Origin of the sequence: Paenibacillus sp. GCM10012306 (assembly GCF_042649265.1) — a bacterium.
In the GTDB taxonomy this organism is placed as follows: domain Bacteria; phylum Bacillota; class Bacilli; order Paenibacillales; family Paenibacillaceae; genus Paenibacillus_AQ.
Window position 1 is genome coordinate 743604 of sequence record NZ_JBHRYW010000001.1, and the last position, 13019, is coordinate 756622.

Consider the following 13019-nt stretch of genomic DNA (forward strand, 5'->3'; position numbering starts at 1 on the left):
TCAAGGGCTATTGCAATTATGGCTATAAATATCCGAAAGTGGACGTTTTGAGCCGATAAATATCGAATAAGTAAGCCAACAAATACCACTTGTTTATTGGGTTCCTAACAATCCCATAAAGGAGTGGTATTTCTTATGACAGACATGGAATTCCACCTCGACAATTTTATGCTTTATTGCAGTTCCAAGAATCTTTCCCGCAAGACAATGGCACCCTATGAACAAACCCTTAAGTTGTTTACGCTGTTCTTGAAGCAGAGCTTTGGGATTGAAGATGTGAAGAAAGTCCAGTCAGGACATATTCGCCAATACATTAAGTATCTGCGGGAGCGGGGCAAATACACGGTCGTCAACAAGGAAGAAACCAAGAACATCAATCATCCAGATAACCGAAGCGACTATAAGAAGGACATATCGATGACAACCATAGCCAACTACGTTCGAAACATCAAAGTGTTCTTCTATTATCTGTACCATGCTGAGCGAGAAATCCCGAAAAATTAAATGGATAGTATTGACAACCCTGAGTCTGAACGGAAGATGAAGAAGATGCTGACATCTGATGAAATCAAGCGAGTGTTAAAGCAGTTTGATTCATCGACCTTTCACGGTTACAGGAACTACATCATAACTAAGCTCTTGGCGGATTGGAGAGTGCCTGTCCCTTTTTCCTGAGCATTTCGATTTCACACATAAGAGCATTCTAATCACGAACCCAAAGAATAAGCAGGAGCGTTATGTTTACTTCTCATTCAAGCTTGCTAATGACATGAAGCAATGGATGAAGTACAGGGACAGATATTCGGAGAGTCCGTTCTTGTTTCCGACGACCAGAGGAACGCAGCTAGAAGTTCGCAATTATGAAAGAGCATTGCGTCAGGCAGGAGAACAGGTAAGGGTGTCCATTCATCCTCACCAACTGAGGAATAACTTTGCTAAGTACAACATCTTGAACAATGGGGACTGGTTTAGCTTGTGCCGCATCCTTGGACATAGTTCAGTGGAAGTAACTCAGAAAGCGTACCTGGATTTTACAAACGATGAGATCGCTAGAAAGTACCAGAAGCATAGTCCTATAGCGCATATGGATGGGATTTGATTATGTAGTGAAGCTCTAAGAGGCGTCTTGAAGCCCTAGAGGTTAGGGAATATATTTCCCTGTAAGTCTCGATTTAAAGCTGTATTAGCCTCAGAATGTGGCTGTGAAGTAGTACACAACATCGAGCACCTATCTCACAATAGAGAAGGTGCTCAATTTGTTTAATTTTTTGCTCTTTTGATTAAATGGTTGATTCCGATAACGGCCAAACTGATAAGAACCAGGATGAACCATGCAGGGGCAGAGAAGGCCTTGCCACCGCCTAATGCGATTCCGACGTTACCCATTGAGTGTCACCTCCTCTCCTGTAATCTGAGCGAGATGAGCAGGGAGAGCCGCGATAATTTGATTCCAGTTTCCTCTCGTGGAAGGATTGGACAAGAACTGCATGAGTTTTTGTCTAAAACCACCGCTGATTAAGACAAGCAAAACATATCTGTAGAACGATGGCTTGTCTGTAAATAACTTTAATTGAAAAGAATCCTCTAGATTTTTAATGCTATTCCCGAAGAAAGGAATATCATATACGCTTCCGAAGTGAACCTCTAGATCCGACCAGTATTCCTTTAGTATTGCGATAAGTTCGTAAGCTTCTTGATAGTCTTGCTCATCTGAGTGTCTTACTGAATTCTTCCAGGTCATCATCTGCAGCCAGTTGTTTGTTGGCCCAAGAATAGTCTCATTCATTACTTCCGAGTCGATATTAGATAGTTGATTGAAAGTGTGAAACACATCCAACGATATGGTTCCGTTGTCGATTATGTCAGAAACGAGTTTACTGACTATCATTAATCGCTTAGCAGATTCTTTTGCTTCGATCCTCTGCATCTCTTCAGAATGTTTTGTTGGCCTTCCAATTGCTTTAGGTGCTCTTGCTGCTTCGTTGTTAGCGATATCTTCGATGATCTCAGGATACTCAGGATGTGCAGTATAACCTGCAACTTCCTTGAATGTATTCATAATGCTCGAATGGAATTCAATAAGTCGAGCCTTTAGCTTGTCCCACTGAACAGGATATCCTTTCCAATAAAGGATGAAGATATAGTCCTTCTGATGCTTACATAGTCTGCTAGATTTAAGCTTATCAATTAAGATAATAGCGTCTATTGTCCGCTCATCGTAGTGGGTAACGACACCCTGGGAGAATCCTAAACTCACACGATTTCCAACGATAAGACCATATTCGACGTACCGCTCAATCATATTGCTGCTTATTGATATTCCGTGCTCTCGAACTCGTTCGAGCAATTCCGCTTTCAACATTGTTTTTCACCTCTTGAACCGATTGTAGCCCGCCTACAATATGAAAACAATGGATGTTGAATGCGGAAATGAATTAGACATTGGCTCTAATCACAACACTTAATCACAATAGAAGATTACTATTCTGGAAAATGAAGTTTATGTTAAGATGAGGAAAATCATGAATGGGGCGATTCTGAATGAAAAGCACTTGCAGGGATGAACTGTTACAAGCAACGAGAATCATAGTTAAAGCCAAAGGAGAAAATCGGTTCACACCTAAGGAAGCTATTGAGTACATGCAGCGCAACAATACGAACTATGCTGAATCTACGATCAGGACACATATCGTTTCAAAATGCTGCGCTAATGCAAAGCGGCATCACGCTACGGTCTTTAATGATTACGAACGGATCGGAGACGGTTACTACAAGGTCATTAATTTGTAGGAGTGGTAACCATGAAAACTAAAACTGTTACAGAGCTTATCCCTAAGTTCAATTGGGAGGAGATGAACTGACCGCTGTTACATAGAGCTTCAGGTCTATGATAAGCAGAAGAATGTCACTAAAAGAGAAGGGAGTGACGAAAGAAGAGATTGAGCGCTGCGGAGGTATCCTAAGATATAAGGTTCGTTACAGATCAGTTAATCTTGGTAATGCAAACTTCCACAAGTTTGGTGAGTTGTGTACGGATGAAGTTACTGGTTCCATAATCTCTAAGTATTTCAATACACTGCCTACAGCGAATCTAATCATTTCATCAGCTCCCAGAACAAACTAACGTCGGGTCGTCACCCTAGAAGCGATAGACATCAAAACAAGCAAAGTAAGTTGGGAATATGGCAATGCAATCCCCTTTGTCGGTTTTGTTTTAGCAGCGAATAAGCTTTATGTTCCAATTGATGTCGTGATTCATATTGTAGATGAGAAAAATGGGAAGGAGATTGACTCCATAAGCACGGATGCGCCAATATCCAGTTTGAATGTCGCTGGAGATCAGCTCTACATAGTCGATCTGAGCGGACATGTCACTGCTATTGAATTTAAGACCAAAATGCAGGAATGGCAGTATGGTAATGATGTCTTTGAGGTGCCAAAACCCCTGTGTTAACCTTGCTTAAAGATAAGGTAATCGCATCCGAAGTGAGAAGCGGACAAATGGTTGGCATCGATGCTAAATCAGGTAAGGAGTTATGGAAGATTAAGATAGGTGATGAGAAGTACCGCGCCACCATTCCTTGGATTGTACCCCAGCCGTCCATACTTGAGGATGCATTATACATTGGCGCTTGGGGTGGAGAGTATGAAAAGTATAAAGGTACTCCTGCCTATTCTGATCTGATTGCTATTGACGGCACCAAAGGAACGGAGCTGTGGAGGCAAAAAGTCGATGACTATATTATGTACCCTTCATCATTCAATAACGACCAAACCATCTTTACTAATATGTATCAATCCGTAACAGCATATAATGAAGGAAAGGTAACGATACCAGTAACGGCAGGTGAGCCAAATCCTTCAGTAGAAGCATCATCTGCTAACAAGCCTTTATCCTAATGAGGTATCAACGGAATATATGGAATATGAATTGACGGATTCTGAAGGAAACTGGAAATCAGAGAAACAAGCCTTTAAAATAGCCTTTACAAACAATAACTATGGAGTCATTACCTTCTATGAACAAGGCGTGGCAATTCCGGTACAATTTGAATACAAGAAGACTGAATTTGGCAGGGTTATGATGCTTGTCGGCGCTGAACAGAAACCTATAAGCATACGGCTGGACGATATAAATTCGCTCGGGTATGAGAGATGAAAAATCAAGATTAGTTTAACTAGCAAGAGAGGTAACCAAAGTGCAATCATTTGATGTAAATAATGGCTAAATTAAGAACCCAATAGACAAACTCATATTTAAAGTGCAGGAATGTGTGATAATAACGTAGAATAAATATGGTGAAGTGGAACGTGTTAACACAAGTACTCATTGTTAATTCGCACTACAGAATTTTATTGAGATGGATTAGTTTCCAGAATTGAGGTAAGGTATGATTGTCGAGTGTCCGTATTGTGCATCTAAAGTAGATGGTATTGTAAGAGGCGAGCATGAAACTTTTGGCGAATATGAAGATCATCCGACGAAGCGAGTTCTTTTAGAATGTCCTATCTGTAAAAGTTCATTGTTAGCCCGAACAGAATACTGGCAGATAGGGCATGATGAATTTGAATGGAGTCATGCTGTTAGGTTATGGCCAGAGCCTAGAAGAGAATTGTCTTGGGATTTACCTGAGACGGTCAGTTTCTCTCTGAATGAGGCTGAGAAATGCTTTAAAGGTAGTGCGTATTTGGCATGCGCTGTTATGTGTGGAAGGGCTGTTGAGGGTATTTGTAAGGATTTTGACACTAAGAGTTCGAACATCGCTGGTGGTCTTAAGGAATTGCTTGAGCGTGAGATTATTGACAAGAGAATTTATGAATGGGGAAATACTCTGCGAATTCATCGGAATGTCGGAGCGCATGCCTCTGATGTGATGATAAATAAAGTAGACGCTTCGGACCTTTTAGATTTTGCAATAGCAATATGTGATTATGTTTATGTTTTGAGAAACAAGTTCGAGAACTTCATGAAAAGAAGACCTAGCGACTCATAAAGCATCAGTCAATTATGGTAGTATTGTGGTAGCATACTTCCAATAATGCTAAGAAATCAAAGGTCACTTAAGGAGAAGAAGAATACCTGAAAGCCTTGACTTATAAGGTTTTTTGTCTCCTTACTGCAGAATGTTTTAAATTTCGCTCTAGAATTATCGGAGGGTATTTTTTGAGTGATACAATTTAGTGCAAATATGTTTTGTGAGGGTAACATTTTGTGGTTGCTAAAGACATCATTCTATTAGATCCTCCCGAAGATTGTTTGACTGTTTTACTTTCTACATATAACAACCTCACAGTCAGCCCTAGAACGTCTCAGCAGCAATTAAAGGTACATGCTCATCTGCCCATAACAGATACATGTACCGCTTTTTATTTCTCCACACTAACAGTTGTTTGATTGAAGATGTACCCTCTGCAAAATTTTTCGTAAGGGATAGAAGTTATACACAGCGTACAGCTTAAATCGATTGAAGCAAAATAAACCTAATATGCTGAAACTATTTTCCGTAGTAAAATATCGCTGGGTAATACTAGAGAGATAATGTTTACAGACTTCCATAAATTTGAGAGAAATCGGAGTGATAATTATGTGCTATAACGTTACAGTAGTAGGCACCAATTCAGTAGAGTCTTTCATTCATCTCTATCCTCTATTAGCCAATGAATATGACAAACATAATGAAAAAGAGTAGTGTTATACTAATTATATTAGTAAATAGTTTTAAAATCGGTCGATAATAGGTTTGGAAGGTGAATAAAAATATGAATATACTTAGTTTTACCAGTACACATACATTAGAATATTTAAATCGAATGCCTTCTGTATTAAAATGGTTTGGTATAAAGGACATAAATTACAAAAGTTCAAGATACTCAAGATATATGAATTATATTAATGATTTTATGGCAAGCGGAAATAAGAATTTTAAATCAGACGCATTCCTTAAGGCGAATGAAGCTTTTCAAGAATGCATTCAAATTGTTGATATTTTTGAAGCGTTTAAGCATGAAACGAGTGACGGATTCAATGAAAGACTCGAAAAAGTTGTAAAAGGTCAAGATTTTTTTGATATTACTTCAAAAAACGACTCTTCTCGAGATTTCTTATATGAACTAACAGTTGCAGTAAACCTTAAGAATAGAGGTTATAAAATAGATTTCAATCAAAATACTGATGTAATAGCAACTAAAGGAAATGATACTTTTTTAATTGAATGTAAGAGACTGAGATCACTAAATGGGCTAGAAGAGAATTATAAAAAAGCGGGTAAACAATTAAATGAAGTTACAAATACTGATAACAAATATGGTTTGATTTTTATTGATATTTATAATTGTATTTCAAAAAAGATCACTCTAAATGGATATAAAACGGAATTCGAAATGAATGACGCAATAAATGCACTAACCAATGAGTTCTACAAAGCAAATATACATAAGATTGAAATTTTAAATGATAGATTTCGATACAATTCTTTGGGTGTTTGCTTTACAGCTTTTAAAAATTTATGGTTAAGCAATGAGACTCCTTATTACTTTAAAAAAATTAATGTTAAGGCATCCCAATATATCTTAGATGAGAATTATAGTAAACTAGAAGAGGTAATGAGTATTTTAAAAAACTAATTTATAATCGTATTTTTTTGTAAAGAAGGTTGAATGTGCTTTAGCGCTGTATGAAAGTCAGGAACAGCATATTTACTGATATTGAAAATAACTGGTGTAAGAAGATAAAATCTACACATAAATTAATATATGTAAATAAAACTAAGTAAAGTTGAATAGGGACAAAACATGAGAGCATCCACAGGATGTTCTTTTTCATATACCCCCATACTTGTAGATCAGAAAGGTTTTTTTGGATTACCATAATATACCACAGGCTGTTCTACCGCGACAGGTCAATGAGGATGGTGATGGATTTCTTTACAATAAGTTAAAATGAGAATTTATTAGGAGTGTAGTTATGTGAGTTTGGCATTATGCTATGCTGGTATTAAATAAATGCTTTATCTAATTAGAGGGATTTAATTCGAAGGAGGATACAACGGTGGGAGGTATGTAATAGGAATTACAGGATCTATTTTCATTAGGAGATGTGGAGGATGGGTTTCAGTTATACATACAAGACTTAGAACGAAGATTCCCAGAATGGCTGGAAGGTCAAGCTGTGGAAAATGATACTACGCTATATCTGCTTTTAACATACTATTACTTTCTAAATTACTTGGCAGACTCTTCAATTTTAGATGCAGAACAAGGAAGCTATTTGCTGGCGTCCAAAGCATCTACGGATTTGTTTACAATATATAATTGTCTGAAAAACGGCTGTGTTCATCAAGCCTCGCTTATATTCAGATCGTTATTCGAAACAGCGGTCACAACTACATTTATCTATGATGATTTTAAAAATCGTATGCAGTTGTTTATGGACTCAAAGTATATAGAAAAGTACCTGGCGATAAAAAGGGATAGCAGTATTATACCTGTAAGTGAACATGCAGAAATTAATAGAACGTATCATAGAATAAAACATAAATACATACCACGATCAAACTGGTATAGTAAACTCTTACTGTCTATCATAAATAAAGATGCTAAGCTCAAAGTAAATACCCAAATGCAACACCTAAAGCTCTATGTGAAGTCGTGCAAATGTCTGATGATTACGATAGATTGTATGGAGCTTTGTCCTTGACGGTTCATGGTTCTCCTGTAGTAGATCATTTATTTGTTTCTAAAGGCAATTTTAAAGCTGCACCAGTGTTCAATTCTCTACAGATTAAAACAACTTCCAGTCTTGCAATTAACTATGCTCATATAGTGTTTCGGCATATATTGGAAAAATTTGAAAATCAGAAGACTAAAAGAATGATTGAATACTCTATGTGGCTGTTGTACGCAAGTGCAAAGATAGCTCAGGATGTAGATGATGTACCGGAATATGGAAGATGATGCATTGCAATGTTAATAAGGAACATATGGAGGAGAGGCAGTTAATCTAACTGTCTCTTTTTCATGTCGAAAAAACCAATAACTTAATTTATTTCCAAGGTAATATGGTATTATTTTACTAGTTGATTTTAGAGGTAGCTCTAATGGTCTATGTTTTATCTGTATCAATAGTTGTAGTTATTATCACGTTTGGTCTGTTGGTTGTGAGTTTCCAACATAAACAAAAGAGGATAGCAGTCTTTACTGAAGAGAATTACGATTTAACAGCTATCAACATGGCTGAAATAGACAGAATGGAGGATGGCTCAGGATTCGAGATGTATCTTTACAGACTGTTAATGGAGCTTGGCTATTCAGGAGTATACAAGACTAAAGGGAGTCGCGATTTTGGAGCTGATGTGGTGTTTACAGATCGTGAAGGAGTCAGGAATGTTGTACAAGCAAAGCGGTATCATGTTGGCAATCCAGTGAGCATCAGCGCTGTGTAGGAGGTCTTCTCATGCATGTGGTACTACAAAGCTAAAAGAGCCATTGTGATTGCTACAGCCAAGTTTACGGAGCCATGTGAAACGCTGGCTGGCATCAACTATGTGAAGCTGCTCGATCGAACTGACTTGATGAATATCATTGAGGCGTTTAGAAGCGGCGATACTGTTGCAGCGAGTGATATCATTGAAGGAGAGCCAAGGATGATACTGGAGTCCTGGTCTGAAGCGAATAGCGGTGTACTGCACGAGGTGCGCAAGGATTACAAGGCTGAGAACTATGTGAAGAAAGTTACGGGAATAAAACTTAATATATGGTAATTATATTAATTTAAGTAAAATGGAAATAAGGCTATGGCTGAGCCGGGCACGATGCCCATACATTCAGGAGTGAATTTTGCAACATACCGCAGACTGCTATCGGTTGTTTGGCTGCGTGCATGACCCCATAGGATTCATGATTTGGAGAATGCAAGCATGAGAAAGCAAAATATTCAAGCCTTTCAGGAAACACACGAAAGGTTGCTCCAAGCAATTCAAAGTCTTAGCGAGAGGGATTTCCTTTCGAATAAGCGGTATTTTGATGGATACTACTGTAACATTGCGGGCATTCGCTCAGGATGCTTGGATAAGCGGTCAGCATGTTAATCAAGGAATGCCGCACATATTCTGGCAGCTTTCCCCGTTCTGCTGCAGTATAACACGCTACTGCTTCACTGGCTGACAGATGATGGTTGGGAGAAGCCAGATATTAATTTTAAGCGCGATCTGGTGCGAATCATGGAGATTAAACGTAACATCGCAGCCCATATCGAGAACCATCTGGGGGCATATCATCTGTGCAAACTTAGGAAAAGAAGGAGGGTTAACAACTATGATTATTGATTTTCGTATGAAGGCGCCGATTCCCAAATGGGAGAAGCTATTTGTGGACGGGAAGGATGTTGTCAGAGATAGAAGCAAGCTGCAAAACGTCGTCTCAGTACCTTCAAGCACGCTTGATGAGGTGATTGGCGAGCTCGACTTTCATGGTATAGATTACGCGGTCATTATGGGGCGTGGCAATGAGCCGGGCTCATCGAATGAGGAGCTTGCGGATTTTCTGAAAAGTCCGCTGTCCAAACGCTTCATTGGCTTTATTGGGGTAGATACTCCCTACGTCGACGAAGCGGTAAGAACGATTGAAACCTACGCCGCTACAGGGCTGTTCCGCGGGGTGGCGCTCAACGCATCTGTGTTACTGCCTCATTTACCAGTAGGCGACCCTGCGTGGGACCCTATATTCAAAGCCTGCACAAAGTATAAGTTGCCGCTTGCGCTGACACTGAGCATTTATCTGGGTATAACCGGACCGCGACAGAACTATGATTTCGCTAGACCAAGCCAATTGGTTAGAGCTGCCCAAGCGTTCCCGGATTTAAACTTTATTATCAACCACGGAGCTTGGCCATTCGTAAATGAAGCGATAGGGACCGCTTCGTACCTTCGCAATATTTATATATTGCCCGACCTGTTTGTTCGATTCCCGGACGGAGAAAAGTATCTGGAAGCTGCGAATTTCCATTTATCGGACCAGATCTTGTATGGAAGTAATTATCCCAATGTGCCATATGAATTTACACTAGATAAGGTGAAAAATTGGAGTTGGGATGACGGCGTACAGCAGAAGTTTTTTTATGATAATGCTGCTAAACTACTGGGCTTGCCTGTTCAGGAGTAACTTTAGTGTTGTAGCTGAATCGGAACGCTCAGAGCAATAAGCTCCGAGCGTTTTTTGAACCTGATATTTACTTATTCATCATCTCTGAAGGTAGTTCCCAGTGATTATAGTAGTTAGAGACATTCATAAAGATCAATATCCTCGTTTATAAGTTCATCCTCTTTTACTGTATGCCATCCGGAAGGGAAGTCGTAGAAGCTTTTACTATGATAAGACTTGGCATTCAAAGTATAGGTTATTTCATTCTTATAGATTTAATCAAAGATAAAATGGATATTTCAGATTTAATGTTGAAAAAATAAAAATCACAGGTTATATTTTCCTTATTGAAAGGAGGTTGCAACCATGCCAAGAACCAGATATACGATCTCACCAGCGCAGATCGGACAATTTGAAACTAATGTATTTTTGAAAGAAGCTAAGGGCTACTATGATCGCACAGCGAAGAAGTTTGAAATGATTACTCTGCTACCAGGTTCTTATTTATCCAAGAATATTTTTAACAGTGGATGGGTCCCTGAAAACTTTTCATTTTTAATCCGTGAGGGCTTCATTAAAGAAATGGCAAATGCTTACGAGGTCCTCAAGCCCATTTGCGGAACACCTGGTGGCACGGCGGCTTTCACACAAGGGCAAGACGGGCCTTCTGCACCGAATGGCTATTTTCTTTGGAGATTTGCCAATGGACAAAATATTGATGAGGCAGGAGAGCGGCCAAATTAAACAAGAGAAGATATCTTCGATTTGCTAAAGGATATCAAACACATTAGAGAGTCCTTTAAAGGAGAACGTATAAACTAAATAGTGCAAAAAGCGTTACAAAGAAGCGATTCTCTCACTCCAAGAATCGCTTCTTTACCGCACCACAACAGCCATCTTCACAGCACCCCGCCACTCAATCCCCCAGCGGCAAATAAATCTCAATAACACTCTCTTCGTGTTCCGGTGACCCTAGATCCGCCGAGTATTCAAAATCAAACATCCGATCACTACCGATATCCGCTTCACGGATGGCATCATACGTTTCGCCAATCTGCGATTCGGGGCCTGTATGGGTGATCTTCGCGTAGGTTCCAGCCGGTAGGGTATGGCTTATGAATCCATCGTTCAATGTGCTGAACTCACTGACTTCTACCGCAACGATACTTTCAAAAGGGACATCCGGTGTCCACTCGACGTCAGGATACACTTGGATCAGGTAGATGCCAGTGTCATCTAATTGGTTGGCAATTTCATGACGTCTTGCTATCAGTGCTTCGCGTAATTTTACGACAACTTCATTTTCCAAGTCTTGATTTAACGATGCTGTTGCGGTGTACCCCACAAGTTTGGTTTCATTACGCTGTACCTGTATTGATTTTATCGACACGAGTACCCAGCTCCTTATACTTTTTCGTACAGACCCAAAGACGGCCTCTACCAGATTATATCGTGTTAGCTGGGTAGAATTCAAAAACCAGAACTACCTATGCAGTATTTCTATCCGTCTCATTGGGCTCGCCTGCTTTAGACACACCTTTCTTCCGTTTCCCTGGGATGAGTAGAATCACAAAGCACAGCAGCGGCAGACCGAAGCAGAAGATGAGATCGAACCAGGGATAGTAAAAGAGCAAAATTTGGTTGTACACGGTTATGTTGGGCGTGCTGGTGATGGTGCATACGATTAATATGATTCCGAGCGGGATCGTTAGCATTCGGCTTTCCTTCAGGCGCAGGAACTGAGCTAACCCGGTGGTTAAGGCGTAGAAAAGCATGGTGGTTTTATAGAAAACAGTAATGATCCATAAAAAGGTAAGGATCACCTCCAGGCGTTCCAGGAATTTGCCGATGGTTATTTTTTGGGCCAGCACGAAGGCGGGATAATATTTGGTTTCCATGAGCGATGGACCCAGCACGAGGACGCAAAGCGTGACCACGATGAGCAAAATAAATCCGCCGATGACATAGCCGGTCAGAATGGGTTTGGTCAGCTTGGTCTTGCTGTTGACATGCTGTGCCAGCATAAGAATAAACACCACTTCCGTAAAAGCTTGAGTGACAGCCGGGAACATCCCTTTAAAAGCCGGTCCCAGACCATGAGCCAATATTGGCTTCACATTGGTGCCTTCAATCTGCGGGAACAGAAAAAAGACCAGACAGAGGAATAACACTAGAAAAACAGGAAAGAGGAGTTCTCCCATGCGGGCAAACGCCTCTACTCCGTAGCGGTAAGCAATGATAACAACAGCTACAAATAATACAAGTATCGCATTGACAGGAGTTTCCGGCATCATTTGCGTGGTCATGAACTGGCTCATTTCGCTCATAAGAGTCAAGGCACACATGAAGAATTGGAACAGGAACAGTAGTGTGATTATACCGCCCGTTACGATTCCCAATTTGCTTTGAATTGCCGCAATAAGACTTTTCTCTTTGAGTCGATTGGCAATCCCGGCGAACAAAAAGCCCGCGACCAGACCAAAGATGCCAGCCAAAATCATCGCAATCCAGGAATCCTGTTTGGCGAAAAAGGCAATCATGGTTGGCAGCACGAGAATGGAATCCCCGATGATCCCCAGGATGATCAGTATCGTAAACTGCCGTACTGATATTTTCTCCATAGTATTTGTTGGCATGTATTTCCTTTCTCCCGTATCCCTCCATAGAACTGCTACGAGAAGCGGATTTTCAAAAGCATAAGCAGATTAGGAAGCGGAGCATTTAATACCAGTGCTATATATAGTGAGGTTCCGATCAGTAGCAGTGCAAGGAATACCACAAGCTCCTTTGTACGCTTCCTTTGCAGCAGTCCGGGCATTTCCAGCCCAAGAGCAGCTGCCGCCAATGCCAGCACCCCAATAACTGAAGCTATGGCCATGCTC

15 protein-coding genes and 2 pseudogenes are annotated in these 13019 nt (G+C 40.2%); 12 read left to right on the forward strand and 5 right to left on the reverse strand.

The window, feature by feature from the left end:
* Positions 1-135: 135 nt before the first annotated feature.
* Positions 136-1099 (forward strand): annotated as a pseudogene (locus ACFORK_RS03290) (tyrosine-type recombinase/integrase).
* A 161-nt stretch (positions 1100-1260) separates the two neighbouring features.
* Here ACFORK_RS03290 and ACFORK_RS03295 read toward each other — a convergent pair.
* Positions 1261-1386 (reverse strand): hypothetical protein, encoded by a 126-nt coding sequence (locus tag ACFORK_RS03295; protein WP_379195553.1) that lies wholly within the window; start codon positions 1384-1386, stop codon positions 1261-1263.
* Positions 1379-2362: a hypothetical protein gene (locus ACFORK_RS03300; RefSeq protein WP_379195555.1), complete on the reverse strand. Its 984-nt coding sequence runs from the start codon at positions 2360-2362 to the stop codon at positions 1379-1381. Before ACFORK_RS03300 ends, ACFORK_RS03295 begins: the two co-directional genes overlap by 8 nt.
* Positions 2363-2541: 179 nt before the next feature.
* On the opposite strand from ACFORK_RS03300, the gene ACFORK_RS03305 reads away from it, so the two are divergent.
* From ACFORK_RS03305 to ACFORK_RS03355, 11 genes and pseudogenes are all read left to right on the forward strand, one after another.
* Positions 2542-2790, forward strand: coding sequence for a DUF7669 domain-containing protein (locus ACFORK_RS03305; RefSeq protein ID WP_379195557.1), 249 nt, complete (start codon positions 2542-2544; stop codon positions 2788-2790).
* A 460-nt stretch (positions 2791-3250) separates the two neighbouring features.
* Positions 3251-3454 carry a hypothetical protein gene (locus ACFORK_RS03310; RefSeq protein ID WP_379195559.1) on the forward strand — a complete coding sequence of 68 codons (204 nt, stop codon included), beginning with the start codon at positions 3251-3253 and terminating at the stop codon, positions 3452-3454.
* Positions 3448-3900 (forward strand): hypothetical protein, encoded by a 453-nt coding sequence (locus ACFORK_RS03315; RefSeq protein ID WP_379195561.1) that lies wholly within the window; start codon positions 3448-3450, stop codon positions 3898-3900. The genes ACFORK_RS03310 and ACFORK_RS03315 overlap by 7 nt, the downstream gene beginning before the upstream one ends.
* A gap of 19 nt (positions 3901-3919) precedes the next feature.
* Complete coding sequence (locus tag ACFORK_RS03320; protein WP_379195563.1) at positions 3920-4159, forward strand: hypothetical protein; 240 nt, start codon at positions 3920-3922, stop codon at positions 4157-4159.
* Between the two features lie 232 nt (positions 4160-4391).
* On the forward strand, positions 4392-4994 hold the full coding sequence (locus ACFORK_RS03325) for a DUF4145 domain-containing protein (protein ID WP_379195565.1): 603 nt from the start codon (positions 4392-4394) through the stop codon (positions 4992-4994).
* A gap of 766 nt (positions 4995-5760) precedes the next feature.
* The gene (locus tag ACFORK_RS03330; protein WP_379195567.1) at positions 5761-6624 is read left to right on the forward strand and encodes a PDDEXK family nuclease; all 864 of its coding nucleotides are present in this window, start codon (positions 5761-5763) and stop codon (positions 6622-6624) included.
* A 544-nt stretch (positions 6625-7168) separates the two neighbouring features.
* Positions 7169-7696 carry a DUF5677 domain-containing protein gene (locus tag ACFORK_RS03335; RefSeq protein WP_379195569.1) on the forward strand — a complete coding sequence of 176 codons (528 nt, stop codon included), beginning with the start codon at positions 7169-7171 and terminating at the stop codon, positions 7694-7696.
* Positions 7654-7953: a hypothetical protein gene (locus ACFORK_RS03340; protein ID WP_379195784.1), complete on the forward strand. Its 300-nt coding sequence runs from the start codon at positions 7654-7656 to the stop codon at positions 7951-7953. The genes ACFORK_RS03335 and ACFORK_RS03340 overlap by 43 nt, the downstream gene beginning before the upstream one ends.
* 293 nt (positions 7954-8246) lie before the next feature.
* Positions 8247-8759: pseudogene (locus ACFORK_RS03345) on the forward strand (restriction endonuclease).
* Positions 8760-9312: 553 nt separating this feature from the next.
* On the forward strand, positions 9313-10158 hold the full coding sequence (locus ACFORK_RS03350) for an amidohydrolase family protein (RefSeq protein WP_379195571.1): 846 nt from the start codon (positions 9313-9315) through the stop codon (positions 10156-10158).
* Positions 10159-10503: 345 nt separating this feature from the next.
* Positions 10504-10881, forward strand: a complete 378-nt coding sequence (locus ACFORK_RS03355) for a hypothetical protein (RefSeq protein WP_379195574.1) — start codon at positions 10504-10506, stop codon at positions 10879-10881.
* Positions 10882-11053: 172 nt separating this feature from the next.
* Here ACFORK_RS03355 and ACFORK_RS03360 read toward each other — a convergent pair whose 3' ends face one another.
* From ACFORK_RS03360 to ACFORK_RS03370, 3 genes are all read right to left on the reverse strand, one after another.
* Positions 11054-11527: a GyrI-like domain-containing protein gene (locus ACFORK_RS03360; protein ID WP_379195576.1), complete on the reverse strand. Its 474-nt coding sequence runs from the start codon at positions 11525-11527 to the stop codon at positions 11054-11056.
* Between the two features lie 97 nt (positions 11528-11624).
* A complete protein-coding gene (locus ACFORK_RS03365; RefSeq protein ID WP_379195578.1) occupies positions 11625-12773 on the reverse strand; it encodes a GerAB/ArcD/ProY family transporter in 1149 nt (382 codons plus the stop codon).
* Between the two features lie 35 nt (positions 12774-12808).
* Positions 12809-13015, reverse strand: coding sequence for a hypothetical protein (locus ACFORK_RS03370; protein ID WP_379195580.1), 207 nt, complete (start codon positions 13013-13015; stop codon positions 12809-12811).
* Positions 13016-13019: the final 4 nt, after the last annotated feature.

Coding starts and splice junctions, on each gene's coding strand:
- ACFORK_RS03355 (WP_379195574.1), top strand. CDS start 10,504: ATGCCAAGAACCAGATATACGATCTCACCAGCGCAGATCGGACAATTT.
- ACFORK_RS03340 (WP_379195784.1), top strand. CDS start 7,654: ATGTCTGATGATTACGATAGATTGTATGGAGCTTTGTCCTTGACGGTT.
- ACFORK_RS03330 (WP_379195567.1), top strand. CDS start 5,761: ATGAATATACTTAGTTTTACCAGTACACATACATTAGAATATTTAAAT.
- ACFORK_RS03295 (WP_379195553.1), bottom strand. CDS start 1,386: ATGGGTAACGTCGGAATCGCATTAGGCGGTGGCAAGGCCTTCTCTGCC.
- ACFORK_RS03325 (WP_379195565.1), top strand. CDS start 4,392: ATGATTGTCGAGTGTCCGTATTGTGCATCTAAAGTAGATGGTATTGTA.
- ACFORK_RS03320 (WP_379195563.1), top strand. CDS start 3,920: ATGGAATATGAATTGACGGATTCTGAAGGAAACTGGAAATCAGAGAAA.
- ACFORK_RS03305 (WP_379195557.1), top strand. CDS start 2,542: ATGAAAAGCACTTGCAGGGATGAACTGTTACAAGCAACGAGAATCATA.
- ACFORK_RS03370 (WP_379195580.1), bottom strand. CDS start 13,015: ATGGCCATAGCTTCAGTTATTGGGGTGCTGGCATTGGCGGCAGCTGCT.
- ACFORK_RS03350 (WP_379195571.1), top strand. CDS start 9,313: ATGATTATTGATTTTCGTATGAAGGCGCCGATTCCCAAATGGGAGAAG.
- ACFORK_RS03300 (WP_379195555.1), bottom strand. CDS start 2,362: ATGTTGAAAGCGGAATTGCTCGAACGAGTTCGAGAGCACGGAATATCA.
- ACFORK_RS03365 (WP_379195578.1), bottom strand. CDS start 12,773: ATGCCAACAAATACTATGGAGAAAATATCAGTACGGCAGTTTACGATA.